This window comes from Pseudomonas sivasensis, assembly GCF_021391435.1.
GTDB classification, from domain to species: domain Bacteria; phylum Pseudomonadota; class Gammaproteobacteria; order Pseudomonadales; family Pseudomonadaceae; genus Aquipseudomonas; species Aquipseudomonas sivasensis.
Genome location: NZ_CP090029.1, coordinates 195,388 through 220,817, shown reverse-complemented (window position 1 = coordinate 220,817; position 25,430 = coordinate 195,388). Strand labels below are relative to the sequence as shown.

The window sequence follows — 25,430 nt, the reverse complement described above, 5'->3', positions numbered from 1 at the left end:
CCGCAACGGTAAATGCCGCCATGTCGATTTTGCAGGCCATCAGAACCTTTTTCTTTTACCTGCTGCTGGGCACCAGTTCGTTTCTCTGGTGCACCCTGAGCTTTTTTATTGCGCCGTTCCTGCCGTTCAAGGCGCGCTATCGCTTTATCAACGTCTATTGGTGCCGCTGCGCGTTGTGGCTGACCAAGGTGTTCCTGAACATTCGTTTCGAGGTCAAGGGCGCGGAAAACGTACCGGACCAGCCGTGCGTGATTTTGTCGAATCACCAGAGCACCTGGGAGACCTTCTTTCTCTCGGCTTACTTCTCGCCATTGAGCCAAGTGCTCAAGCGTGAGCTGCTGTACGTGCCGTTCTTCGGCTGGGCCATGGCCATGTTGCGCCCGATTGCTATCGACCGTGACAACCCCAAGGCAGCGCTCAAGCATGTCGCCAAGAAGGGCGATGAGCTGCTCAAAGACGGCGTGTGGGTGCTGATCTTTCCGGAAGGAACACGAGTCCCCTTTGGGACCGTAGGCAAGTTCTCCCGTGGCGGTACAGCATTGGCGGTCAACGCCAACCTGCCAGTGTTGCCGATTGCACATAACGCCGGCAGGTTCTGGCCGAAGACCGGTTGGGCAAAACGCGAGGGCACCATCACGGTGGTGATTGGCGAGCCAATGTACGCAGAAGGCGAAGGCCCACGCGCTATTGCAGCGCTGAATGAGCGCGCCCAGGCGTGGAATGAGGCACAGCAGCGGGCCATGGGTTCTCTACCGCCGGAGCCAGTTGTTGTGGATACGCCGATGATATGAGGATCTGTGGATAACCTGTGTACGGTTTGTTGGCGAATCAGCTTTTTTGAGTCATAAGAAGCTGATTTACTTACATATTTCCAGAGCCGATAAAATCTCGAAAAACGTGCATAAGTTTTTTCCGCATAAAAAACCGGTCCTTGTGACCGGTTTTTTATGCACAGCAGAAAAGGACGTTTTAACAGTCTTCCAGCAAGGGCAATTGCAGTCTGAATGTGGTGCCTTTGCCTAGGGTGCTTTCACATTCGATACGTCCTCCATGGCGCTCCACGACTGCCTTGACCATGGTGAGCCCTAGCCCCAACCCTTCGCTGCCTTGGGCTGAATCAAAGCGTTTGTACTGACTGAACAGCTCCGGTAAATCCTTGGAGGCTATCCCGGGGCCCTGGTCGCTGATAAGGCATTCCAACCAACCTTGTTCGCTGCTGTGTCTCAACCGGACGGTGGTGCCGGATGGCGAGTACTTGATCGCGTTCTCCAGCACATTGAATAACGCGCGAGTGAGTAGGGACTGATCGGCTGACACCATCCCTTCATCCGCCTCTTCAAGATCGTGGACCAGGTGAATACCTTTGAGCTGGGCGATCAGTGCTACCTGGTCAAAAGCATCCATTACCAGCATGGCAAACAGCGTCGGTTGGAAGTGGTAACCATCGGCCTCCGCTTTCGCCAACTGGACGAAGGATTCAGTCAGGCTCAAGGCTCGGCGTACTTGCTGCTCAATCTGAGAAAATACTGGCGACTCGGCGTTGTGCACGTCGAGCAGCGCGAGGATCGCCGAGTGCGGTGCACGCAGGTCATGGGAAAGGAAACGCAGCATGGTTTCCCGGTGCTGCTGGGCCTCGCGCTCTTTGCTCAGGTCTGTGAGGCTTAGCAACCAACCCAGCGCCACATCCCCTTCGGCAGGTAGTAAAGGAGCAAGCTCCATGCGCAGGCTGCGTTGGTGAATATCACGGAACTCAACAAGCTCCAACGCCGAAAGGGCAGGGCGCACGCCGTTGTGCAGGGGTGGATAACCCAGATCAACCAATTGGTCCAATAGGTTTTGGTTGACCAGATCGCTGCCGAACACGTCGCGGGCAATGCGATTGGCCAGCAGGATATTGCCTTGTGTGTCTGTGATCAGCGTCGCCACCGGCAGGCACTCCAGACCATCGGCCATAAAGCGTCGTGTGTCCCTTGTACGGCTTACCGCTTGCTCTAGGGCAAAGATGCGCCCCTGCAACACATCACCTTTGCTGGCAGGCGCACGTCGGCGCTCAGGCAGAACTTTGGGTTCGTCATCCAATCGGGCCAACTCCCAGCCAAAGTACGCCAGGATTACGCTGAGACGTCGCCAGTTCCAGATCAGGTAGCTGAGCAGCAATCCGATCAGGCAGGCCGCAGGCGACCACCAGTAGCCGATACGCAATAGGGCAAATGAGCCGAGCAAAGCCGTGAACATACAACCAAGGGTCATCCACAGTGCAAAGCGTGGGCGGTAGAGCAGCAGCCCCAGTAGTGCCGCCACCAGGGATGTTGCCATCAGGGCTGCCACCCAGTCGGGCAAGTCCACAATGCTGCGACCTTGCAGCAATCCATTGAGAACGTTGGCCTGAATCTCCACGCCCGCCGTGGTTCCCACCATGGGTGAGAGCGGCGTGACATAGCGATCACCCATTCCCGATGCTGGCGCTCCTACCAGAATCAGACGATTGCGCAGCCGCTCGGGGGAGACTTCGCCACGTAATACGCTGACATAAGACACGCTTGGAAAATGGCTGTCGGGGGCGATATACGGGATGCGAACTGCATACTCTCGATGCCAATCCTGGGAATTCGAATCCACAGGCTCACCTGGCATCTCTGAAGGCTGGCCGCTCATCGTGAACGCCAACCACGCCAACTGAGGTGCCGTCGCATTGGGTGGGCCCTCACGTAAATAAAGGCTGCGCACCACGCCATCGCTGTCAGCCTCCACGTTGATATGCCCAACCCCCTTGGCACATTTGAGCAGCGGCCGCATTTGTACTCTGGGTGGGCTATAACTGGCAGAGTCGTCACGCCCCAAGGGCAACAGTACGTTGCCGGCGTTGCACACCGCATCTGCCAAACGTTTTTCTTGGAGGGGATCGGCGGGATCGCTGAAGATTACATCCAACAGAATGCTGGCGGGTTGTGCAGCGCTCAGACGATCGACCAGGTCGGCGTGCAAACTAGGGGGCCAAGGCCACTGGCCGAGCTTCTTCAGGCTGGCGTCATCGATAGTAACCAGCAGGATACGAGGATCCACCGGCAGCGGTGTTAGACGGCGAAGGCTGTCATACAGCGGGTTGTTCAAAGCCAGGCCAGTACTCATTGAGAGGTAGGCTGTGATCGGCAACAACAGCAAACCGATCCACAACCACTCACGAACCAGACCGTGGAACAGCCGTTGGGCATGGGTGGGTTGACGTTTTTCGGCCTTGCCCCAGAGCATCATTGATCAGCGTGTCCCTGTTGTTGGCATGCGGTAGAAGGTGGCATAGCGCCCAGTGAAGCTCATTTTCGACGCGGTGGAAAAGTTTTACTGCTTGCGACTCGTAAAGGTGGGAATTCCAAAGGGCATCCACTATCAGGGCACAGGAGTTTACGACAGCGCACGCGTCGGCTGATCCTTTTCCTTAAGGCTTGGAGCCGGTATCTTTCCCACGTAGGTACCGAGGACTTTAACTGGGTTAATCACTTATTGATCCCAGCGTACCGAGAGATCCAAGGGGCCGACGAATCTGCGCACAATTCTTCAGATTCGACGGCCGGCATCTGTGCAGTACGTGCCTTCACTACGGCTGCAGTACTCTTCGAGAAGAAAGGACCCACCCATGCGTGTCGCAATACTGGATGACGAACCCGCTGAATTGAGACGGGTGGAACAGACACTGCGACAAATCCCCAGCACCGCCGAACAGCCCTGGACCCTTCATTGCTTCGAGCGTGGCGAAGACCTGCTGCGCCAATTGCGTCGCGAAACCTTTGACCTGCTGATACTCGACTGGCAACTGCCCGATATCACTGGCATCGCATTGCTGCGCTGGACCCGTGAACACATGGAGTCCCCACCCGCCGTGATCATGCTCACTAGCCGCGATGCTGAAAGCGATATCGTCACCGCGTTGAACAGTGGCGCCGATGATTACGTCAGCAAACCCTTTCGCCCCAATGAACTGAAGGCTCGGGTGACCGCCGTTCTACGTCGCCATGGCCTGCAGAAGCCGGCGACCCAGGAAGTACAGAGCTTCAATGATCTGACCTTTGACGACGCCGAATTGACCGTCACTCGTGCGGGAAAACCGATCAACCTCACCGAGCGGGAATACCGCTTGGCGAGCTGCTTGTTCGCCAACCTGGCCCGGCCACTGTCCCGCGAGTACCTCTATGAGCGGTTCTGGACCCATGAAGAAATGGTGTCATCGAGACCCTTGGATACGCATATCTATCGGTTGCGTAACAAGCTGGGGCTTACTGCTGACAGGGGTTGGCAGCTGTTGACGATCTATGGGTATGGGTACCGTTTGGAGAGTGTGGCGACAGCTTCCCATGGGTGAAAACGGTGATGTTCCACGTGGAGCATTTTAGAAAAACTGATTTTCACGTAATAAAAAAGGCCAACGCATAGCGTTGGCCTTTTTTCTGCGGGTCTCGCCTGGATCAGAAATCCAGGTTAGACACTGCCAGAGCATTACTCTCGATGAAGTCACGGCGAGGCTCGACCGCATCACCCATCAGGGTGTTGAAGATCTGGTCTGCCCCAATGGCGTCTTCGATGGTCACGCGCAGCATGCGACGCTGAGCAGGGTCCATGGTGGTTTCCCACAATTGATCAGGGTTCATCTCACCCAGACCTTTGTATCGCTGGATGGTGTGGCGCTTGGTGCTTTCTGCCATCAGCCAGTCCAGGGCCTCTTTGAACTCCTTGACTGCTTTCTTACGCTCGCCACGCTGAATGTAGGCGCCGTCGTCCAGCAGGGTGCTTAGTTGCGCGCCCAAGGTGACCACAGTTTTGTAGTCATTGCTGCCGAAGAAGTCGCGGTTGAAGGTGACGTAGTTCGACAGACCATGGGAGATCAGTTCGACCTCTGGCAGCCATACATTACGTTCACGGTCTTCACGCAGACTGGCTTTGTACACCAGGCCAGATTTCTCCACAGTGCGCAGACGTACTTCGTACTGGGCCAGCCACTCCTGCATCGCTGCATGATCGCCCAACTGCTCCAGGCTCACGGCCGGCAGATAGATGAAGTGTTCGGTCAGTTCCTGTGGGTATAGGCGCGACAGCCGCTTGAGGGTCTTCATCACCATGCGGAAATCGTTAACCAGACGCTCCAACGCCTCACCGGAAATACCCGGTGCTTCGTCGTTCAAGTGCAGGCTCGCATCTTCCAGGGCCGACTGCGTCATGTACTCTTCCATGGCGTCGTCGTCTTTGATGTATTGCTCTTGCTTACCCTTTTTCACTTTGTACAAAGGTGGCTGGGCGATGTAGATGTAGCCACGCTCGATCAGCTCCGGCAACTGACGGAAGAAGAAAGTCAGCAGCAGAGTACGGATGTGAGAGCCGTCGACGTCAGCATCGGTCATGATGATGATGTTGTGATAGCGCAGCTTATCGATGTTGTACTCGTCGCGACCGATACCGCAGCCCAACGCCGTGATCAAGGTGCCAACTTCCTGGGAAGAAATCATCTTGTCGAAGCGAGCTTTCTCTACGTTAAGGATCTTACCCTTCAACGGCAGGATGGCCTGGGTGCGACGGTTACGACCCTGCTTGGCGGAACCGCCAGCAGAGTCACCTTCCACCAGGTACAGTTCGGAGAGGGCAGGGTCTTTTTCCTGGCAGTCAGCCAGTTTGCCCGGCAAGCCGGCGATATCCAACGCGCCTTTACGACGGGTCATCTCGCGAGCCTTACGCGCGGCTTCCCGGGCACGCGCAGCATCGATCATCTTACCGACGACCAGCTTGGCTTCGTTCGGATTCTCCAGCAGGAAGTCCGAGAAGTATTTACCCATTTCCTGTTCAACGGCTGTCTTCACTTCGGAAGACACCAGCTTGTCTTTAGTCTGGGAACTAAACTTAGGATCCGGCACTTTCACCGAGATAATCGCGGTCAAACCTTCACGCGCATCGTCACCGGTGGTGGCAACTTTATGCTTCTTCGCCAGGCCTTCGGCTTCGATGTAGGTGTTCAGGTTACGCGTCAGCGCGGAACGGAAACCCACCAAGTGAGTGCCGCCATCGCGCTGGGGAATGTTGTTGGTGAAGCACAACAGGTTCTCGTTGAAGCTGTCGTTCCACTGCAGGGCGATTTCCACGCCGATGCCGTCATCGCGCTGAATGTTGAAGTGAAACACCTGGTTGACCGCAGTCTTGTTGGTGTTCAGGTATTCAACGAATGCACGCAGACCACCTTCGTACTTGAACAGCTCTTCCTTGCCGCTGCGCTCGTCCTTAAGGACGATACCCACACCGGAGTTGAGGAAGGAGAGTTCGCGAATACGCTTGGCCAGAATGTCCCAGCTGAAGTGGATATTCTTGAATGTTTCATCGGACGGCTTGAAATGAATCTGAGTACCGGTGGTTTCACTGTCGCCAACGATTTTCATCGGCTCCTGTGGAACACCGTGGACGTAGGTCTGTTCCCAGATCTTTCCGCTACGGCGAACGGTCAGGATCAGCTCTTCGGACAGAGCATTCACTACCGACACACCCACACCGTGCAAACCGCCGGATACTTTATAGGAGTTATCGTCGAACTTACCGCCGGCGTGGAGCACGGTCATGATGACCTCTGCTGCCGAAACACCTTCTTCTTTGTGCACATCTACCGGAATGCCACGACCGTTGTCACGCACGGTGATGGATTCGTCCGGGTGGATGATGATGCTGATGTCGTCGCAGTGACCGGCCAAAGCTTCGTCGATGGAGTTGTCGACCACCTCGAACACCATGTGGTGCAGACCGCTACCGTCATCAGTGTCGCCAATGTACATACCGGGACGTTTGCGTACGGCATCCAAACCTTTCAGCACTTTAATGCTGGTCGAGTCGTACGTGTTTTCTTCGCTCATGCCTTCACTCCCGATGGTCGTGGGTCTGGGTGATACGGCCTTGTTCCACGTGGAACAAAGCGACTGGCGTTTCCGTCTGCCAGCCTTCCCTCAATAATTCGTGGTCTACACAGGTGATAAAAACCTGGCAGCGTAATTCTTCCAACAAGCGGCATAACGCACGGCGATGTTGCTCGTCGAGTTCAGACGGCAAGTCATCCACCAGATAAATACACTGACCACGTCGGGCTTGGCTAACCAGATGACCCTGGGCGATACGCAGTGCACACACCACCAACTTCTGCTGGCCACGGGACAAGATGTCCGCAGCATTGTGTGCGCCTAATCTAAGACGCAAATCAGCCCGTTGGGGTCCGGCCTGGGTATGGCCAATTTGCTGATCCCGTTGCAGGGAAGTCGCGAGCACTGCACTCAGCTCACGCTCTTTATCCCAACCACGGTAGTAACTCAGCGTCAGCCCCTCGAGATCCAACAACTCACTCAAGGTCTGCTCAAAGACTGGTTTCAAGGCTTTGATATAGGCGCGGCGGTATTCATCTATTTCATCGCTGGCCAGGCACAATTCCCGGTCCCAGGCCGCTTGCGAAGCGGCGTCAAGTGTACCATGCCGCAGCCATGAGTTCCGCTGCCGCAGGGCCTTCTGCAGGCGCTGCCATGTGGCCATGAATCGTGGTTCCACGTGGAACACTCCCCAATCGAGGAACTGCCTGCGGATTTTCGGCGCACCTTCCAGTAATCGGAAGCTGTCAGGGTTGATCAGTTGCAACGGCAGGATCTCTGCCAGTTGCGCAGCACTGCGAGCGTTTTGCCCGTCGATGCGAATCTGGAACTCACCGCCGCGATCACGCGAAATCCCCAGGCTGCTGTGGCCCCCTTCTGCCAGTTCGACTTGGCCGAAGACCGTGCAGGCCAGTTGTTCGTACTGAATCACCGGCAACAAGCGGGCACTGCGAAAGGAACGGGCAAGCCCTAGTAGGTGGATGGCTTCCAGCACGCTGGTTTTGCCACTACCGTTGGCGCCGTGGAGGATGTTGATGCGGGGGGAGGGGGAGAAGGTCACCGGATGCAAATTGCGCACCGCGGTGACCGAGACGCGACTAAGGGACATCTAGCTTCTGCTGAGCATGATTACAGGCGCATCGGCATAACAACATAAGCCGAGTCGTCGTTGTCGGATTCCTGCACCAGAGCGCTGCTGTTGGAGTCAGACAGGATCAGGCGAACCTGTTCAGTGGTCATCACACCCAACACGTCCAACAAGTAGCTCACGTTGAAGCCGATTTCCAGGGAACCACCGTTGTAGTCAACGCCGACTTCTTCTTCCGCTTCTTCCTGCTCCGGGTTATTGGCCTGAATTTTTAACTGACCGTTGGCCAATTGCAGACGAATACCACGGTACTTTTCGTTGGACAGAATCGCGGTACGGCTGAACGCTTCACGCAGGGCCTGACGGTCACCGATTACCAACTTGTCCCCACCTTTAGGCAGCACACGCTCGTAATCCGGGAATTTGCCGTCGACCAGCTTGGACGTGAACGTGAATTCGCCGGTGGTCGCGCGGATATGGTGCTGACCCAGTACGATGCTGACATTGCCATCCGGCTCGGTGAGCAGGCGTGCCAGTTCGAGAATACCCTTACGCGGAACAATCACCTGGTGACGATCAGGTTGACCGATATCGGCCCGCATTGAGCACATTGCCAGACGGTGACCGTCGGTGGCCACGGCGCGGATGATGCCTTCCGACACTTCCAGCAGCATTCCGTTGAGGTAGTAACGCACGTCCTGCTGGGCCATGGCGAAGCTGGTGCGTTCGATAAGACGGCGCAGTTTACTTTGCTCAAGGCTGCAGGTCAGTGAGCCTGGGCCTTCTTCCACAGTCGGGAAATCATTGGCCGGCAAAGTGGACAGCGTGAAACGACTGCGACCCGCCTTGACCACCAACTTCTGCTCATCAACCTTAATGTCGATCAGCGCGTCGTTCGGCAGGCTCTTGCAGATGTCCATCAGCTTACGCGCTGGCACAGTAATCTCGCCAGGCTCTGCAGGCTCTTCCAGCTGCACGCGGCCAACCAATTCGACTTCCAGGTCGGTACCAGTCAGGGACAACTGCTGGCCCTCGACAACCAGCAATACGTTGGAGAGCACCGGCAAGGTCTGTCGGCGCTCGACGACGCCTGCGACCAGTTGCAGGGGTTTCAACAGGGCTTCGCGTTGAATGGTGAAATGCATGGTCTAGTCCCTTGCCTTAATAAGCTGCGCTGGTGTCATCAAGTGGTCAGTGTACGCAGCAGGTTCTTGTAGTCCTCGCGAATATCCGCGTCGGATTCCTTAAGTTCGTTGATCTTGCGGCATGCGTGCAAGACTGTGGTGTGGTCGCGACCACCAAACACATCGCCGATTTCCGGCAGGCTATGGTTGGTCAACTCCTTGGAGAGGGCCATGGCCACTTGTCGCGGACGAGCCACCGAGCGAGAACGGCGCTTGGACAGCAGGTCGGAAATCTTGATCTTGTAGTACTCGGCCACGGTGCGCTGGATGTTATCCACACTCACCAGTTTGTCCTGCAGTGCCAGCAAGTCTTTCAAGGATTCGCGAATCAGCTCGATGGTGATGTCGCGCCCCATGAAATGCGAGTGTGCGATGACTCGCTTGAGCGCGCCTTCGAGTTCACGCACGTTGGAACGAATGCGCTGTGCGATAAAGAAAGCAGCGTCGTGTGGCAGATCGACTTTTGCCTGATCGGCTTTTTTCATCAGGATCGCAACGCGGGTTTCCAGCTCCGGCGGCTCTACCGCAACGGTGAGGCCCCAGCCAAAGCGCGACTTCAAGCGTTCTTCCAGGCCTTCGATTTCCTTCGGATAACGGTCACTGGTCAAGATGACCTGTTGGCCGCCTTCGAGCAGGGCGTTGAAGGTATGGAAAAACTCTTCCTGTGAACGTTCCTTACGAGCAAAGAACTGAATGTCATCGATCAGCAAGGCGTCAACGGAACGGTAGAACCGCTTGAACTCGTTGATGGCATTGAGCTGCAAGGCCTTAACCATGTCCGCTACGAAGCGCTCCGAGTGCAGGTAAACGACCTTGGCATTCGGGTTCTTCTTTAATAGGTGGTTACCCACAGCGTGCATCAAGTGAGTTTTACCCAAGCCCACGCCACCATAAAGGAAGAGCGGGTTGTAACCATGCTTGGGGTTATCCGCCACTTGCCAGGCCGCGGCGCGAGCCAGCTGGTTAGATTTACCTTCGACGAAATTCTCGAAGGTAAAGGTGCGGTTCAAGTAGCTGGTGTGCTTGAGCGCGCCTTCGACCTGTACGGTGCGCTGTTCGGCGCGAATCGGTGCCTGCTGCGAGCTGGCACCAGCCATGGGGTCAAAGCTGTCGCGAGACGGCTCTTCATTAATAGGTGCGTTTTTCTGTGACGCCGATTTGGAAGGCGTCTGGGCAACGGGAGCAGGCGAGTTATTAACAGGTGCCGCTGCGGCCTGAGCTTGAGAAGCGCTCGCCGCCAATGGCGCATTCGGCGCAGCGCGAGGCGCCGAGCTGCGTTTGCTGCCTATTAATAAGGAGAGCACAGGCGCAAGGCCATTGCCGTGTTCGTCGAGCAATTCGAGAACGCGGCTCAGGTACTTCTCGTTGACCCAGTCGAGAACAAAACGATTAGGTGCGTAGACACGCAACTCGTCGCCTTCGGCTTCGACCTGTAGCGGACGGATCCAGGTGTTGAATTGCTGGGCAGGCAGCTCATCGCGCAAAAGCTCCACGCACTGCTGCCAAAGTTCCACTGACACGGATATCCCCTAAGTTGAAAGCCGGTGAGGCAAAAACAGCCGCCATTGTAGCGGCGAGCCGCCCACTTATCCACATGTAGGTTGCCCACAGGGCACCCAAAATCAATGTCTTATCCCGGAAAAAGCCGACCAGTGGTCTGTGCATAAGGTCTGTGGATAAGCGGCCCTGAGCTCGTTGTACAAGTGGGGGTGAAAGTCTGTGGGTAACTGGGCTGTGGATAACATGCCATTCCACACACAGCTTATCCGACAGCGCAGCACAGGCAGAGCACCGCTTCTCCCCCATGTTGTCATCCTCTGTACATCAAGTGGAATATGGCCTCAAGGCAGTTATCCACAGAGGATGGCCTGCCTAGCTTTTATAAGCTTTATAGAAAAGCTTTAAATAACTTCCTTCTTTATTTTTATATCTATGACATTGCTCATGGAAGCCAGGCGGATAGAAAAGGGGGTTTTACCCGATAGAGATCTAATTGAAGGAAAAGCTGGTTGGAAATTGACCTAGAGGCTTGCTTTCTCTAGAATCGCCGGTCTCTTAAAACGGGGGCCATTCCGGCCCGTTGTGGACGAACCAGGTAACAACGCCATGAAACGTACTTTCCAACCAAGCACCATCAAACGCGCCCGTACTCACGGCTTCCGTGCTCGCATGGCTACCAAGAACGGCCGTGCTGTCCTGTCGCGTCGCCGCGCCAAAGGTCGTGCGCGTCTGGCAGTTTGATAATCCGGTACTGGTGGTGAGTCAGGACTTCAGTCGGGAAAAGCGTCTGCTAACACCCCGGCACTTCAAGGCAGTCTTTGACTCCCCCACCGGCAAGGTTCCGGGGAAAAATCTCCTGCTCCTTGCGCGTAACAACGATCTTGATCACCCCCGTCTCGGGTTGGTGATTGGCAAGAAGAGCGTAAAGCTCTCCGTTGAGCGCAATCGCCTCAAGCGTCTGATGCGCGAATCGTTTCGCCTCCACCAGGACACTCTGGTTGGTTGGGATATTGTTATCGTCGCGCGCAAAGGCTTGGGGGATGTAGAAAACCCCGAATTGATTCAGCATTTCGGCAAGCTCTGGAAACGTCTGGCGCGTACCAACAAACCAGCACCAGCAGTCAGCACCGAAACTGTAGGGGTAGACAGTACCAATGCGTAAACTGGCACTCGTTCCGATCCAGTTTTATCGCTATGCCATTAGTCCTCTGATGGCCAGTCACTGTCGTTTCTACCCCAGTTGTTCCTGCTACGCGTTAGAAGCCATAGAAAATCATGGTCTTCTGCGCGGTGGCTGGCTGACCTTTCGTCGTTTAGGTCGCTGTCATCCGTGGAATCCCGGTGGTTATGACCCGGTTCCACCTATCCCTACCTCCCGTTCTTCTTCGATGGCCGAGTAATCATGGATATTAAACGCACGATCCTGATCGTCGCCCTGGCAATCGTGTCCTACGTCATGGTTCTTAAGTGGAACCAGGATTATGGCCAAGCTGCCCTGCCGACTCAGAATGTTGCTACCAATCAGGCTGCGCCGGCTATTCCGGACACCCCGCTGGGTACCAATGCGTCCGCGAGTGCAGATGTTCCCAGCGCGAATGGCGAGACAAGCGCCCCTTTAGAAACGCCAGTGGTCACCAATAAAGACCTCATCCTCGTGAAAACGGATGTGCTCGACTTGGCTATCGACCCACAAGGTGGTGATATCGCGCAGTTGAAACTGCCGCTGTATCCACGTCGCCAAGACCATCCGGATGTACCGTTCCAACTGTTCGATAACGGTGGTGAACGTACTTATCTGGCGCAAAGCGGTCTGACCGGCACTAATGGTCCGGATGCCCGCGCTACCGGTCGTCCGGTTTATTCGACCGAAAAGAAGGTTTATCAACTGGCGGATGGCCAAAACCAGTTGAACGTCGACCTGAAATTCAGCCTCGACGGCGTCAACTACATCAAGCGTTTCAGCTTCACTCGCGGTTTGTACGACCTGAAGGTCACTTACCTGATCGACAACACCAGCGAAAAACCTTGGAGCGGCAATTTGTTTGCCCAACTCAAGCGTGATGGCAGCTCCGATCCTTCTTCCAGCACCGCTACTGGTACCGCTACCTACTTGGGCGCAGCCCTGTGGACAAGTAACGAGCCGTACAAAAAAGTGTCGATGAAAGATATCGACAAAGGCGCGCTGAAAGAAACCGTCCAAGGCGGCTGGGTTGCCTGGTTGCAACACTATTTCGTGACCGCCTGGATCCCGAACAAGGGTGAAGCCAACCTGGTTCAAACCCGTAAAGACAGCCAAGGTAACTACATCATTGGCTTTACTGGCCCGGCGTTGACCGTCGCTCCAGGTGCCAAGGCTGAAACCAGCGCTACCCTGTACGCCGGCCCGAAAAGCCAGGCCGTGCTGAAAGAGTTGTCCCCAGGTCTGGAACTGACTGTGGATTACGGCATTCTGTGGTTCATTGCCCAGCCTATCTTCTGGCTGCTGCAACATATCCACAGCATTGTGGGTAACTGGGGCTTCTCGATCATATTCCTGACCATGCTGATCAAGGGGATCTTCTTCCCACTGTCGGCTGCCAGCTACAAGTCGATGGCTCGCATGCGTGCCGTAGCTCCGAAACTGGCCGCGTTGAAAGAGCAGCATGGTGATGATCGGCAGAAAATGTCGCAGGCCATGATGGAGCTGTACAAGAAAGAGAAGATCAACCCGTTGGGTGGATGCTTGCCTATTCTGGTGCAGATGCCGGTGTTCCTATCGCTGTACTGGGTACTCCTGGAAAGCGTGGAAATGCGCCAGGCACCGTTCATGCTGTGGATAACTGATCTGTCGATCAAGGACCCATTCTTTATCCTGCCGATCATCATGGGCGCGACCATGTTCATCCAGCAGCGTCTGAACCCAACACCGCCGGATCCGATGCAGGCTAAAGTGATGAAAATGATGCCAATCATCTTCACCTTCTTCTTCCTGTGGTTCCCAGCTGGTCTGGTTCTGTACTGGGTGGTCAACAACGTGTTGTCGATCTCTCAACAGTGGTACATCACACGTAAAATCGAAGCGGCTACCAAAAAAGCCGAGGCGTAATTTACTCTGTGGATAACCACTCAAGACGCCCCCTAGTGGGGCGTTTTGCTTTCCGTCACTTTTGTTCTGGAACCTGCTGATGAGCGCTCCTCGTGAAACCATCGCTGCTGTCGCAACCGCTCAAGGTCGCGGCGGTGTGGGTATCGTTCGAATTTCCGGGCCCCTCGCCGGCATGGCAGCCAAGGCCATCAGCGGCCGGGAATTGAAACCGCGGTATGCCCATTACGGCCCGTTTCTGGATGCAGACCACAGCGTATTGGATGAGGGTCTGGCCCTCTATTTCCCTGGACCTAACTCTTTCACCGGTGAGGATGTCCTGGAACTGCAAGGCCACGGTGGTCCTGTAGTCCTGGATATGCTGCTGCAGCGTTGCCTGCAATTAGGCTGCCGTCTCGCCCGGCCGGGTGAGTTCAGTGAACGCGCGTTTTTGAATGACAAGCTCGATCTGGCCCAGGCCGAAGCTATCGCGGACCTGATCGAAGCGAGTTCCGCACAGGCCGCACGCAATGCGTTGCGTTCGCTGCAGGGGGCATTTTCCCTGCGTGTGCATAACTTGACCGAGCAATTGATCAGCCTGCGCATCTACGTAGAGGCGGCGATTGATTTTCCTGAGGAAGAGATCGACTTCCTCGCCGATGGCCACGTATTGGCAATGTTGGATAAAGTCCGCGAGGAGTTATCCACAGTGCTGCGTGAAGCGGGGCAAGGCGCCTTGCTGCGCGATGGCATGACGGTGGTCATTGCCGGTCGCCCCAACGCGGGTAAGTCCAGCCTTCTAAATGCCTTGGCCGGACGTGAGGCTGCCATCGTCACCGAGATTGCCGGCACCACCCGGGACATCCTGCGCGAACATATCCACATCGACGGCATGCCGCTGCACGTGGTTGACACCGCAGGCTTGCGCGATACCGATGACCAGGTGGAAAAGATCGGCGTAGAGCGCGCCCTCAAAGCCATCAGTGAAGCAGACCGCGTATTACTGGTGGTTGATGCCACTGCGCCTGAGGCTGCGGATCCTTTTGCCCTTTGGCCGGAGTTTCTTGAACAACGACCTGACCCGGCTAACGTCACCTTGATCCGCAACAAGGCTGACCTGACAGGCGAAGCCATCGCGCTTGAAATGGGTGAGGATGGCCACGTCACGATCAGCCTGAGCGCCAAGTCGGCGGGTAATGGCCTGGAATTGCTGCGCGACCATCTCAAGGCCTGCATGGGTTACGAGCAGACCTCGGAAAGCAGCTTCAGTGCGCGTCGCAGGCACCTGGAGGCACTGCGTCATGCCAGTGCGGCCCTTGAGCACGGACGCGCGCAGCTGACCTTGGCGGGGGCAGGGGAGCTGCTGGCCGAGGATCTACGTCAGGCACAGCAGCTGCTGGGGGAAATCACCGGCGCTTTCAGCTCCGATGATTTGTTGGGACGGATCTTTTCCAGCTTCTGCATCGGTAAATAGCAACGTTATCCACAATGGTTTACCAGTTGTAGGACACCGTACCGAGCAAGGTACGGCTGTCACCCCAGTAACAACGCCCTGCATCGTTGCAACCGGATACATATTCCTTGTCGAACAGGTTCTTGGCATTCACATCAACCGACCAGTTTTTGTCGAACTGATAGCCAACGGATGCATCCACCAAGGTGACGCTTCCCGCGTCCAATTTTCCGTACAGCGTGGGCGCGGTGTAGGAAAAGGTACTGTCGAAATAACGCACGCCCGCCCCCAGGGACAACCCCTTGAGCTGACTGTCGAGGAATCGGTATTTGCCCCATACGGACGCCTGATTCCGCGGCACCCCGGTCAGCTGGTGCCCTTCGACCAGAGAAGTAGCGGAGTCCTTAGTGATTCGAGCATCAGTGTAGGTGTAGGCCGCCGTTAAATTCAGGTTAGGCGTGACGTTGCTGTTGACCTCGACTTCAACGCCCTTGGACCGACTTTCGCCTACTTGGCGGTAGCTGTTAGTGGTGGCGTCGAGGTAGGTGTCATCTTCCTTGCGCAAGTCATACACCGACACAGTCATTGCCGTATCCCAGCCGATCGGTTCGTACTTCACGCCAACTTCATATTGGCTGCTGGTAATCGGTTTCAAGGGTGAACCGGCGTTGGAAATCTGCTGTACCGGCACGAATGCAGTGGAATAGCTCACATACGGCGTCAGGCCATTGTCGAACTGGTACATCACCCCGCCTTGATAGGTGAACTTGCGATCTTCAGAGCCGGTATCGCTGGCCTTGTTGACCTTGTCGCGGAAATCACTCTCGACCCAGTCCTGACGGCCACCCAACAGGAATAACCAGCGGTCATACTTGCTCTGCAGCTGTGCATAAACCCCTTTCATCTGCTGTTCGAGCAACGTGTTCTGTACTGCCAGAGGTGTGGTCGGGTCGCGCAAGTAAACAGGGTTATACACATCGATGGTGCCGGCGAACCCGGCATTCCAATCCTGATTGAAAGAAGTGCGGTCGTAGCTGGTGCCGAACAGCAGGGTATTTTCCAGCCCGCCGACCTGAAATTTTCCTTCCAGCTGGTTATCCAGGGAATAAACCATCGACTTGTTGTAGCGATCGTAGGCGTTCATGTTCAGCCGGGTCCCGAAACCGCCGTTGTTCAATTGGCCCGGCCAGGTTTCGTGACGGTTGATACGCGACTGCATGTAGCGCGAGTTCTGGCGGAACTGCCAGTCGTCATTGAAGCTATGAGCGAGCTCATACCCCGTGCTCCAGGCTTCACGTTCGAAGGTGTTCCAGTCTGGATTCCCGAGCATGGTGTGCTTGGACAACTTACCGTTGGGATTCGTCAGTAACGTGCCTGCAGCTGGTAGGCCGAGTTCCAGGTTGGTGTGATCCTTCTGGTAGCTGGCGAGCAGGGTGAGGGTGTTGTAGTCGTCGAAATTCAGGGTCAGGGAGGGAGCAACGTAGAGGCGATCATCCGGCACATGATCAGTCTGGGTATCAGACTTGCGCCCCAGCATCACCACGCGTCCAAGGATGTCGCCGCTGTCATTGAGCGGACCGGAGATATCTACACCCACCTGACGGCGGTTATTCGAACCATAGCCCAGTTGTACCTCGCCTTGCGGCGTGGCGGTTGGATGTTTACTGACCAGGTTCACCAGGCCACCGGGGGCATTTTCACCGTAGAGCAGCGACGAAGGCCCACGGAATATTTCGACCCGCTCCAGGCCATAAGGCTCACTGGTGGTGTCGTACCGATTGCCCTGAACACGTAGTCCATCACGCAGCAGGCCGTAGCCATAGTCTGTGGCGTTGAAACCGCGAATGAAGAACAGGTCACCGGCCAGACTATCGCCGGCAGCGAAGGGCGGGGCGAAAATACCCGGCACGTAGCCCAGTACTTCGGTAAGGGACTGGGACTTCTGGTCCTTGATGCGCTGACCGGTGACGACCGATACCGACCGCGGTGTTTCCGACAGTGGCGTGCTGGTTTTGGTCCCAATCCGGCTGTTTTGAGCTTTGTAGCCCACATCCCCGGCGATCTCCTGATTGAAACCGTCCAGTTGAACCGTGCTCACAGTCGTGGGCGCAAGGGTCAGTTCGCCTGTGGGCGTCGCTTGCAAAATGTAGCTACCAGGCGCCTGGGCCACAGCCTCTAACGCCGAGTTTTGCAACAGCAGCGCAAAGCCCTGCTCCACCGAATAGTCCCCCTCAAGCCCAGGGGTGTTCAAATGAGCGGTCTGCTGGGGCGAAAAGGACAGGATCACATTGGCCCTGGCCGCAAATTGGCTCAAGGCGCTGTCGAGCGGACCTGCGCCAATAGCGAAGTGCTGCACCACGCTGGCTGCAAGGGCGCCTGTTGATAACAACCCGCAGGCAGCGGCGGTAGAGGTAAGCAGCAAACCGTAGGTCATGCCGTGGCAGGAGAGTCGCTGGCGAAGCTTAGGAGGAAGGCGCATAGGTGGATAAACCCTGAAGGTAGCGTCGTGATTACCTGTAGGGCCGCGTCAGGTAAAAAAAAGATAACCCTGTGGATTATTTTTTTGCTCAGCCGATTCGCTTCACCGAAACCCAGTAACGGGTGAAGTAATTGACCTGGATCGGCAGCGTCGCTTGCAGGTTGGCCAGCACCGCATCGGTGGAATCCAATCGGAATGTGCCGGAAACCCGCAGGCGCGCCGAAGCTGGATCGCATTGCAGGACCCCAGGTCGATAACGACCGAGCTCGTCGATCACATCGCCGAGCCGGGCATCGAGCACGATCAATTGTCCGTCGACCCAGGCAGCTTCAGCCCCGCTGTAAGGTTGGCTTACCCCTACGCTTTGCCGATTGAATTGCGCACTCTCGCCTGCAACGAGCAGCCGGCTGAGGTCTGGTCGATCAGTGGGTGAAATGCTGACGCTGTCTTCCAGCACTCCGACCCGTGTGAAATCCGCCAGTTGGCGCACAGTAAAGTGTGTCCCCAAAGCCTGGATGCGACCCTGCTGAGTCTCAACATAGAAGGGCATCTGCGCGCCCGACTTGCCAGTGTGGATAAGAACTTCGCCTTCGCGCAGGCGTATCAAGCTCTGGCGTCCGTCGAACAGCACATCAATGGCGGTTTGGGTATTCAGGTCAATCCGGGTGCCGTCGGCCAGTTCGATGCGCCGGCGCTTGCCCAAAGGTGTACGGAAATCGGCCCAAACATTGCCCAGGGACGTATGTTGCTGAACATTCCACCCCAAGTAACCGGTGCTGCCGAGTACCAGCATCCACTTGAGCACCTGGCGACGTTGCTGTGTGGCCGACAAAGCGCGGCGAGTGAAATCCTGGGGCAAGGCACCCAGGCTGCGTTGCAATTGCTCCATCTGATTCCACGCCGCCTGATGGGACGGATCGATGTTGAGCCATTGCTGCCAGGCATGGCGCTCGGCCGCTGTGGGTGTCTGGGATTGAAACTGCACGTACCAGCCGGCGGCCGCCTCGAAGGTCTTGCGATCAGGCGCTGCCATTACAAGGTGGCCATGATCATTGAACATTCGGTCAACGCGCGAACCATGTGCTTCTTCACGGTCGTCAGTGACACCTGCAGTTGATCGGCGATCTGTTGATAAGTCAGGCCGTCAATCTGCGACAGCATGAAGATCCGCCGCGAGCGTTCGCCCAAGCTGGCGAGAGCTTTATCCACAGCCACCAGGGTTTCGATGATGATCGCCTTATCTTCTTCACTGATGGCAGTGGCATCAGGACGCTCGGCCAGGCTTTGCTTATAAGCCTGTTCAATGGCGTGACGCCTGTAGCGGTCAATTACCAGACCCCTGGCGATGGTCGCCAGATAATCACGTGGCTCAAGGATCTGCGCCGCATGGCGCCCACCAAGAATGCGCACGAACGTATCGTGTGCGACATCGGCCGCATCGCAGGCGTTATGCAACTTACCTCTGAGCCACCCGTGCAACCAAGAATGGTGCTGTTCGTAAATATGCTGGACGGCAACCGTGTGTGAAGGAGTAGGCATAGGGTGCGAGAGGGCAGGTTAATGATAATCGCTATTATTAACTGCACTGCAGATTTCTCACAATAGATCTCTTTTTACGCTGTTCACTTCCGAGTCGAAGGATTTCGGTGGCTTCACCGTGACCTCGGTATAGCGTGTTTGCTCGATTTCTGTGGATTAAGCCCTGTGAATAACCGCCCCTGTGCCCAGTTGATAACAGGGCTTGAAACCTGAGTAAAAACCCATCTGTGGATAAGTGACTGTTTAATCCACAGGCTTAGCGTACTTATCCAAGGGCCTCATTGGCACATGACCACAGACTTTTGAATCTCTGTACATACCGTAAATAAAGGCCTGTAGAGATCTATCCACAGAAATGATGCTCAGTAGAAATAAACATAAAAACAAAGATTTAATAAATTTCTCTCTTTTAATTTCTATTGTCTGTGATTCATCCACAGCTGGTTAAATTTTGTGCAAAGGGTTCTTTAGGAAGGGCTAAGTCCCTATACTTGCCGCCAAAGCTCTAAAACCAGTTCAATCAATCAATTCCTAATTACCTACTTAAGCAGGCACGAGGTGCGTGGTGGATTTCCCTTCCCGTTTTGAAGTGATCGTCATCGGCGGCGGTCATGCCGGTACCGAGGCAGCACTGGCGTCAGCACGCATGGGCGTAAAAACCCTGTTGCTCACGCACAACGTGGAAACCCTCGGTGCAATGAGTTGCAACCCCGCCATTGGTGGTATCGGCAAAAGCCATCTGGTCAAGGAAATCGACGCCCTTGGCGGCGTAATGGCCATGGCAACCGATAAGGGTGGTATTCAATTTCGCGTTCTCAACAGCCGCAAAGGCCCGGCAGTGCGCGCCACTCGGGCACAAGCTGACCGCATTCTGTACAAGGCTGCTGTACGTGAAACCCTGGAAAACCAGCCGAACCTGTGGATATTTCAACAAGCAGCGGATGACCTGATCGTCGAACAAGACGCGGTGAAGGGCGTTGTCACCCAAATGGGTCTGCGCTTCTTCGCAGAATCCGTGGTGTTGACCACCGGAACCTTCCTTGGCGGACTTATCCACATCGGAATGCAGAATTATTCCGGTGGCCGTGCCGGTGATCCTCCGTCGATTGCCTTGGCAAAACGCCTGCGTGAATTGCCGCTGCGTGTCGGTCGCCTGAAAACCGGAACCCCGCCGCGTATCGACGGGCGTTCTGTGGATTTCTCGTTGATGACTGAGCAAGCGGGCGATACGCCGATCCCGGTGATGTCGTTCATGGGTTCCAAGGAGCAACACCCCAAGCAGGTGAGTTGCTGGATTACCCACACCAATGCCCGAACTCACGAGATCATTGCCGCGAACCTCGACCGTTCGCCGATGTATTCCGGTGTGATCGAGGGGATTGGCCCGCGCTATTGCCCATCCATCGAAGACAAGATCCACCGCTTTGCCGACAAAGAGAGCCATCAGGTCTTCATCGAACCCGAAGGCCTGACTACTCACGAGCTGTACCCGAACGGGATATCTACTTCCCTGCCGTTCGACGTGCAAATCCAGATCGTGCAATCGATTCGCGGCATGGAAAACGCACATATCGTGCGACCTGGCTATGCCATCGAGTATGACTACTTCGATCCTCGTGATCTGAAGTACAGCCTGGAGACCAAAGTGATCGGCGGGCTGTTCTTCGCCGGCCAAATCAATGGCACAACCGGTTACGAAGAAGCCGGCGCCCAAGGTTTGCTGGCCGGGACCAACGCCGCATTGCGTGCACAAGGCAAAGACAGTTGGTGCCCGCGTCGCGATGAAGCGTACATCGGTGTGTTGGTGGACGACCTGATTACCCTGGGTACCCAGGAACCGTACCGGATGTTCACTTCTCGGGCGGAATACCGTCTGATCCTGCGCGAAGACAACGCCGACCTGCGGCTGACCGAAAAAGGCCGCGAACTGGGGCTGGTCGATGACGTGCGCTGGGAAGCCTTCTGCAAAAAACGTGAAAGCATTGCGTTGGAAGAGCAGCGCCTGAAAGGCACTTGGGTTCGCCCCGGTACCGAACAAGGTGATGCAATTGCCGAGAAATTCGGCACGCCGCTGACTCACGAGTACAACTTGCTGAACCTGCTGTCACGTCCGGAAATCGACTACGCTGGCTTGGTCGAAGTGACGGGCGGCGGCGCAGAAGATCCACAGGTTGCCGAGCAGGTCGAAATCAAGACGAAGTACGCCGGTTACATTGACCGCCAGCAGGACGAGATTGCTCGTCTGCGCGCCAGTGAAGACACCAAGCTGCCTGTGGATATCGACTACACCGGGATTTCCGGGCTTTCGAAAGAAATTCAGAGCAAGCTGGGGATAACTCGACCAGAAACCCTGGGTCAGGCTTCACGTATTCCCGGCGTCACCCCGGCAGCCATTTCGCTGTTGATGATTCATTTGAAAAAACGCGGCGCGGGCCGTCAGTTGGAGCAAAGCGCTTGAGTTCGTTGGTCACCCTGCAACACGCCGAAGAGTTATCCACAGGTGCACGCCAATTGGGCGTCGATCTGACGTCCGCCCAGCATGAGTTGCTGTTGGGCTACCTAGCCCTGTTGATCAAATGGAACAAGGCTTACAACCTCACGGCAGTGCGCAATCCCGATGAGATGGTGTCCCGGCATTTGCTCGACAGCTTGAGCGTGATGCCATTTATTCAAAACGGTCGCTGGTTGGATGTGGGCAGTGGCGGCGGCATGCCAGGTATCCCCTTGGCCATCCTGTTTCCCGAGTCCCAAGTGACCTGCCTGGACAGCAATGGCAAGAAAACCCGCTTCCTGACTCAGGTCAAACTCGAACTCAAGCTGGATAACCTTCACGTTATCCACAGCCGTGTCGAAGAATTCACGCCTGAACTGCCTTTCAACGGAATTGTTTCCCGGGCGTTCAGCAGCATGGAGAACTTCAGCAACTGGACACGCCACCTGGGTGACCGCGATACCCGCTGGCTGGCAATGAAGGGCGTCCATCCGAGTGATGAGCTGTTAGCATTGCCGGCAGACTTCCACCTCGATAGCGAACACGCCTTGGCCGTACCCGGTTGCCAAGGCCAACGCCATCTGCTGATACTGCGCCGCACGGCATGATTGGGAACACAAGCAAGAATGGCTAAGGTATTCGCGATAGCGAACCAGAAAGGTGGCGTGGGCAAAACCACCACCTGCATCAACCTCGCAGCATCCTTGGTCGCTACCAAGCGACGGGTGCTGTTGATCGATCTCGATCCACAGGGCAACGCCACCATGGGTAGCGGTGTGGATAAACATGGCCTGGAAAACTCGGTCTACGACTTGCTGATCGGCGAGTGTGACCTGGCCCAGGCCATGCACTATTCCGAGCATGGCGGTTATCAATTGCTGCCGGCCAACCGCGATCTGACTGCGGCGGAAGTGGTGTTGCTGGAAATGCAGATGAAAGAAAGCCGTCTGCGCAGCGCCTTGGCGCCGATCCGCGAGAACTATGATTACATTTTGATCGATTGCCCACCGTCGCTGTCGATGCTGACGCTCAATGCGTTGGTGGCTGCCGATGGGGTGATTATCCCCATGCAGTGTGAGTACTACGCACTGGAAGGTTTGAGCGACCTTGTGGATAACATCAAGCGTATCGCCGAATTGCTCAACCCAAACCTGCAGATCGAAGGCCTGCTGCGGACCATGTTCGATCCGCGCCTGAGCCTGATGAACGATGTGTCGGCACAGCTCAAGGAACACTTCGGCGAGCAGCTTTACGACACCGTGATTCCGCGCAATATCCGTTTGGCCGAAGCGCCAAGCTATGGCATGCCTGCGTTGGCGTATGACAAATCGTCCCGTGGCGCCATCGCCTACCTGGCTCTGGCTGGCGAGATGGTTCGCCGCCAACGCCGCAACTCCCGCACCGCTGCAGCCCAGCCAACTTAAGGAATCCCCATGGCCGTCAAGAAACGAGGTCTCGGACGTGGACTGGATGCACTGTTGAGTGGTCCGACCGTCACATCGCTTGAAGAACAAGCGGTGCAGGCCGACGAGCGCGAGCTGCAGCACTTACCTCTGGACTTGATCCAGCGCGGCAAATACCAGCCACGCCGTGACATGGATCCCCAGGCGTTGGAGGAACTGGCCAATTCGATCAAAGCTCAAGGCGTGATGCAGCCGATCGTGGTGCGCCCGATTGGTGGCGGTCGTTTTGAAATCATCGCCGGTGAACGCCGCTGGCGCGCCAGTCAGCAGGCCGGCAAAGAGACCATTCCCGCGATGGTGCGTGATGTGCCTGATGAAACGGCGATCGCCATGGCGTTGATCGAGAATATTCAGCGCGAAGACCTCAATCCGATCGAAGAAGCGATCGCCTTGCAGCGCCTGCAGCAGGAATTCCAGCTGACGCAGCAGCAAGTGGCCGAAGCGGTGGGTAAGTCCCGCGTCACCGTGTCCAACTTGCTGCGCCTGATCGCTTTGCCGGAAGTCATCAAGACCATGTTGTCCCATGGCGATCTGGAAATGGGCCACGCCCGTGCTTTGCTCGGTTTGCCGGAAAATCAACAGGTTGAAGGGGCGCGACACGTTGTCGCACGAGGGCTTACCGTTCGTCAGACTGAGGCCCTGGTTCGCCAGTGGCTGAGCGGCAAACCTGCACCGGTCGAAACGGCCAAACCTGATCCGGATATCGCGCGTCTCGAGCAGCGCCTGGCCGAGCGCCTGGGCTCTGCGGTACAAATTCGCCACGGCAAGAAAGGCAAAGGGCAATTGGTCATCGGATATAACTCCCTTGATGAGCTTCAGGGTGTCCTTGCCCACATCCGCTGAAACATTTGCTTATGTAGCGTGTGATCGGAAATCACTACCCGGCAGTTGAATAGGGGCAGAACCGCCCCTATACTCTGCGCGCATTTTGTCGGCACAAATTATGCCAAGTTATTGATTTCCGGCAGCCGACTATTGAGGAGCAAGAGTGATGGAAACCCGCACGCCAAACACGTTGCCCTTCCATCGCTTGGCTGTTTTTCCGGTTTTATTGGCTCAATTTGTCATTTTGCTAATCGCTGCATTGGCGCTTTGGTACTGGCATGGAGTCGTAGCCGGATATTCGGGACTTTGCGGAGGCCTGATAGCCTTGCTGCCCAATATGTATTTTGCTCACAGGGCCTTTCGGTTTTCCGGCGCCCGAGCAGCCCAGGCTATCGTCCGGTCTTTTTATGCCGGCGAGGCGGGGAAACTGATTTTGACGGCAGTGCTGTTTGCACTGACCTTTGCAGGTGTGAAGCCATTGGCGCCGCTGGCTGTATTCGGCGTCTTCGTGTTGACCCAACTGGTCAGCTGGTTCGCTCCCCTGCTAATGAAAACAAGACTTTCGAAACCTTAGGGCGTTTGAGGCAACCATGGCAGAAACAACCGCTTCGGGCTATATCCAGCACCACTTGCAGAACTTGACCTTCGGTCAGCTTCCCAACGGCGGCTGGGGCTTTGCCCACTCCGCAGCAGAAGCCAAAGAAATGGGCTTCTGGGCTTTCCACCTGGATACTCTGGGCTGGTCGGTCGCTTTGGGTCTGATCTTCGTCCTAATTTTCCGCATGGCGGCGAAGAAGGCGACTTCCGGTCATCCAGGTGCTTTGCAGAACTTCGTTGAAGTATTGGTCGAATTCGTCGATGGCAGCGTGAAAGACAGCTTCCATGGCCGTAGCCCGGTGATTGCACCGTTGGCACTGACCATCTTCGTCTGGGTGTTCCTGATGAACGCCGTCGACTTGATCCCGGTTGACTGGATTCCTCAGTTGGCCATGGCGATTTCCGGCGACCCGCATATTCCATTCCGTGCCGTATCGACCACTGACCCGAACGCTACCCTGGGCATGGCCCTGTCGGTATTCGCGCTGATCATTTTCTACAGCATCAAGATCAAGGGCATCGGCGGCTTCATCGGCGAATTGACCCTGCACCCGTTCGGCAGCAAGAACATCTTTGTTCAAGCCCTGCTGATCCCGGTGAACTTCCTGCTGGAATTCGTGACCCTGATCGCCAAGCCGATCTCCCTGGCCCTGCGACTGTTCGGCAACATGTATGCCGGCGAGCTGGTGTTCATTCTGATCGCTGTGATGTTCGGCAGCGGCCTGCTCTGGCTTAGCGGCCTGGGCATTGTTCTGCAGTGGGCGTGGGCTGTGTTCCACATCCTGATCATCACCCTGCAGGCCTTCATCTTCATGATGCTGACCATCGTCTACCTGTCGATGGCGCACGAAGAGAACCATTAAGACCAGTCTCGAC

21 protein-coding genes are annotated in these 25,430 nt (G+C 56.0%); 13 read left to right on the top strand and 8 right to left on the bottom strand.

The genetic code is table 11. The annotated features are described in order from the left end of the window. Positions 1-20: 20 nt before the first annotated feature. Positions 21-791: a lysophospholipid acyltransferase family protein gene (locus LRO94_RS00945; RefSeq protein ID WP_032885145.1), complete on the top strand. Its 771-nt coding sequence runs from the start codon at positions 21-23 to the stop codon at positions 789-791. Positions 792-969: 178 nt separating this feature from the next. Here LRO94_RS00945 and LRO94_RS00940 read toward each other — a convergent pair whose 3' ends face one another. Beyond that, positions 970-3,252 carry a CHASE2 domain-containing protein gene (locus LRO94_RS00940; protein ID WP_032885146.1) on the bottom strand — a complete coding sequence of 761 codons (2,283 nt, stop codon included), beginning with the start codon at positions 3,250-3,252 and terminating at the stop codon, positions 970-972. 379 nt (positions 3,253-3,631) lie between these two features. On the opposite strand from LRO94_RS00940, the gene LRO94_RS00935 reads away from it, so the two are divergent. Continuing rightward, positions 3,632-4,354, top strand: a complete 723-nt coding sequence (locus tag LRO94_RS00935) for a response regulator transcription factor (RefSeq protein ID WP_032885147.1) — start codon at positions 3,632-3,634, stop codon at positions 4,352-4,354. 103 nt (positions 4,355-4,457) lie between these two features. Here the strand turns inward: LRO94_RS00935 and gyrB are convergent, their stop codons facing one another. The 4 genes from gyrB to dnaA are packed head-to-tail and all read right to left on the bottom strand — an operon-like array spanning position 4,458 to position 10,666. After that, on the bottom strand, positions 4,458-6,875 hold the full coding sequence (gene gyrB / locus LRO94_RS00930; protein WP_032885149.1) for a DNA topoisomerase (ATP-hydrolyzing) subunit B: 2,418 nt from the start codon (positions 6,873-6,875) through the stop codon (positions 4,458-4,460). 4 nt (positions 6,876-6,879) lie between these two features. Beyond that, positions 6,880-7,983, bottom strand: coding sequence for a DNA replication/repair protein RecF (recF, locus tag LRO94_RS00925; RefSeq protein WP_012721452.1), 1,104 nt, complete (start codon positions 7,981-7,983; stop codon positions 6,880-6,882). Between the two features lie 20 nt (positions 7,984-8,003). Further along, positions 8,004-9,107, bottom strand: a complete 1,104-nt coding sequence (gene dnaN, locus LRO94_RS00920; protein ID WP_005783345.1) for a DNA polymerase III subunit beta — start codon at positions 9,105-9,107, stop codon at positions 8,004-8,006. 38 nt (positions 9,108-9,145) lie between these two features. Continuing rightward, positions 9,146-10,666: a chromosomal replication initiator protein DnaA gene (dnaA, locus tag LRO94_RS00915; protein ID WP_032885151.1), complete on the bottom strand. Its 1,521-nt coding sequence runs from the start codon at positions 10,664-10,666 to the stop codon at positions 9,146-9,148. Positions 10,667-11,252: 586 nt separating this feature from the next. Between dnaA and rpmH the strand changes: the two genes are divergently transcribed. From rpmH to mnmE, 5 genes are all read left to right on the top strand, one after another. Next, complete coding sequence (gene rpmH / locus LRO94_RS00910; RefSeq protein ID WP_003213577.1) at positions 11,253-11,387, top strand: 50S ribosomal protein L34; 135 nt, start codon at positions 11,253-11,255, stop codon at positions 11,385-11,387. 16 nt (positions 11,388-11,403) lie between these two features. Further along, entirely contained in the window at positions 11,404-11,808 is a 405-nt protein-coding gene (gene rnpA, locus LRO94_RS00905) for a ribonuclease P protein component (RefSeq protein WP_026013533.1), read from the top strand. After that, entirely contained in the window at positions 11,801-12,046 is a 246-nt protein-coding gene (yidD, locus tag LRO94_RS00900; RefSeq protein ID WP_010207715.1) for a membrane protein insertion efficiency factor YidD, read from the top strand. The genes rnpA and yidD overlap by 8 nt, the downstream gene beginning before the upstream one ends. A 2-nt stretch (positions 12,047-12,048) precedes the next feature. Next, entirely contained in the window at positions 12,049-13,731 is a 1,683-nt protein-coding gene (gene yidC, locus LRO94_RS00895) for a membrane protein insertase YidC (RefSeq protein ID WP_032885153.1), read from the top strand. A gap of 79 nt (positions 13,732-13,810) precedes the next feature. After that, entirely contained in the window at positions 13,811-15,181 is a 1,371-nt protein-coding gene (mnmE, locus tag LRO94_RS00890; protein WP_032885154.1) for a tRNA uridine-5-carboxymethylaminomethyl(34) synthesis GTPase MnmE, read from the top strand. A gap of 19 nt (positions 15,182-15,200) precedes the next feature. On the opposite strand, the gene LRO94_RS00885 is transcribed toward mnmE, so the two are convergent. The 3 genes from LRO94_RS00885 to LRO94_RS00875 all read right to left on the bottom strand — a co-directional run bounded on the left by LRO94_RS00885 (position 15,201) and on the right by LRO94_RS00875 (position 19,178). Next, on the bottom strand, positions 15,201-17,639 hold the full coding sequence (locus LRO94_RS00885) for a TonB-dependent siderophore receptor (RefSeq protein WP_179179721.1): 2,439 nt from the start codon (positions 17,637-17,639) through the stop codon (positions 15,201-15,203). Positions 17,640-17,727: 88 nt separating this feature from the next. Further along, entirely contained in the window at positions 17,728-18,672 is a 945-nt protein-coding gene (locus LRO94_RS00880; RefSeq protein WP_179179722.1) for a FecR domain-containing protein, read from the bottom strand. Then, the gene (locus LRO94_RS00875; RefSeq protein WP_095185266.1) at positions 18,672-19,178 is read right to left on the bottom strand and encodes a sigma-70 family RNA polymerase sigma factor; all 507 of its coding nucleotides are present in this window, start codon (positions 19,176-19,178) and stop codon (positions 18,672-18,674) included. The genes LRO94_RS00880 and LRO94_RS00875 overlap by 1 nt, the downstream gene beginning before the upstream one ends. A gap of 565 nt (positions 19,179-19,743) precedes the next feature. On the opposite strand from LRO94_RS00875, the gene mnmG reads away from it, so the two are divergent. The 6 genes from mnmG to atpB all read left to right on the top strand — a co-directional run bounded on the left by mnmG (position 19,744) and on the right by atpB (position 25,417). Continuing rightward, positions 19,744-21,636 carry a tRNA uridine-5-carboxymethylaminomethyl(34) synthesis enzyme MnmG gene (gene mnmG, locus LRO94_RS00870; RefSeq protein WP_179179723.1) on the top strand — a complete coding sequence of 631 codons (1,893 nt, stop codon included), beginning with the start codon at positions 19,744-19,746 and terminating at the stop codon, positions 21,634-21,636. After that, positions 21,633-22,277, top strand: coding sequence for a 16S rRNA (guanine(527)-N(7))-methyltransferase RsmG (gene rsmG, locus LRO94_RS00865; RefSeq protein WP_032885159.1), 645 nt, complete (start codon positions 21,633-21,635; stop codon positions 22,275-22,277). Before mnmG ends, rsmG begins: the two co-directional genes overlap by 4 nt. 18 nt (positions 22,278-22,295) lie before the next feature. Beyond that, positions 22,296-23,093, top strand: a complete 798-nt coding sequence (locus LRO94_RS00860) for a ParA family protein (RefSeq protein ID WP_032885161.1) — start codon at positions 22,296-22,298, stop codon at positions 23,091-23,093. A 9-nt stretch (positions 23,094-23,102) separates the two neighbouring features. Then, positions 23,103-23,975 carry a ParB/RepB/Spo0J family partition protein gene (locus tag LRO94_RS00855; RefSeq protein WP_016970690.1) on the top strand — a complete coding sequence of 291 codons (873 nt, stop codon included), beginning with the start codon at positions 23,103-23,105 and terminating at the stop codon, positions 23,973-23,975. A gap of 148 nt (positions 23,976-24,123) precedes the next feature. Further along, positions 24,124-24,531, top strand: coding sequence for a F0F1 ATP synthase subunit I (locus LRO94_RS00850; RefSeq protein ID WP_010565865.1), 408 nt, complete (start codon positions 24,124-24,126; stop codon positions 24,529-24,531). 16 nt (positions 24,532-24,547) lie between these two features. Next, complete coding sequence (gene atpB / locus LRO94_RS00845; RefSeq protein ID WP_032885163.1) at positions 24,548-25,417, top strand: F0F1 ATP synthase subunit A; 870 nt, start codon at positions 24,548-24,550, stop codon at positions 25,415-25,417. The last annotated feature ends 13 nt before the right edge of the window (positions 25,418-25,430 follow it).

Bases quoted from the DNA above. Each gene is read 5' to 3' on its own strand.
- LRO94_RS00850 (WP_010565865.1), top strand. From the start codon at position 24,124: ATGGAAACCCGCACGCCAAACACGTTGCCCTTCCATCGCTTGGCTGTT.
- atpB (WP_032885163.1), top strand. From the start codon at position 24,548: ATGGCAGAAACAACCGCTTCGGGCTATATCCAGCACCACTTGCAGAAC.
- LRO94_RS00855 (WP_016970690.1), top strand. From the start codon at position 23,103: ATGGCCGTCAAGAAACGAGGTCTCGGACGTGGACTGGATGCACTGTTG.
- LRO94_RS00885 (WP_179179721.1), bottom strand. From the start codon at position 17,639: ATGCGCCTTCCTCCTAAGCTTCGCCAGCGACTCTCCTGCCACGGCATG.
- mnmE (WP_032885154.1), top strand. From the start codon at position 13,811: ATGAGCGCTCCTCGTGAAACCATCGCTGCTGTCGCAACCGCTCAAGGT.
- yidC (WP_032885153.1), top strand. From the start codon at position 12,049: ATGGATATTAAACGCACGATCCTGATCGTCGCCCTGGCAATCGTGTCC.
- recF (WP_012721452.1), bottom strand. From the start codon at position 7,983: ATGTCCCTTAGTCGCGTCTCGGTCACCGCGGTGCGCAATTTGCATCCG.
- dnaN (WP_005783345.1), bottom strand. From the start codon at position 9,107: ATGCATTTCACCATTCAACGCGAAGCCCTGTTGAAACCCCTGCAACTG.
- rpmH (WP_003213577.1), top strand. From the start codon at position 11,253: ATGAAACGTACTTTCCAACCAAGCACCATCAAACGCGCCCGTACTCAC.
- gyrB (WP_032885149.1), bottom strand. From the start codon at position 6,875: ATGAGCGAAGAAAACACGTACGACTCGACCAGCATTAAAGTGCTGAAA.
- LRO94_RS00875 (WP_095185266.1), bottom strand. From the start codon at position 19,178: ATGCCTACTCCTTCACACACGGTTGCCGTCCAGCATATTTACGAACAG.
- LRO94_RS00860 (WP_032885161.1), top strand. From the start codon at position 22,296: ATGGCTAAGGTATTCGCGATAGCGAACCAGAAAGGTGGCGTGGGCAAA.
- yidD (WP_010207715.1), top strand. From the start codon at position 11,801: ATGCGTAAACTGGCACTCGTTCCGATCCAGTTTTATCGCTATGCCATT.
- LRO94_RS00945 (WP_032885145.1), top strand. From the start codon at position 21: ATGTCGATTTTGCAGGCCATCAGAACCTTTTTCTTTTACCTGCTGCTG.
- LRO94_RS00940 (WP_032885146.1), bottom strand. From the start codon at position 3,252: ATGATGCTCTGGGGCAAGGCCGAAAAACGTCAACCCACCCATGCCCAA.
- LRO94_RS00880 (WP_179179722.1), bottom strand. From the start codon at position 18,672: ATGGCAGCGCCTGATCGCAAGACCTTCGAGGCGGCCGCCGGCTGGTAC.
- LRO94_RS00935 (WP_032885147.1), top strand. From the start codon at position 3,632: ATGCGTGTCGCAATACTGGATGACGAACCCGCTGAATTGAGACGGGTG.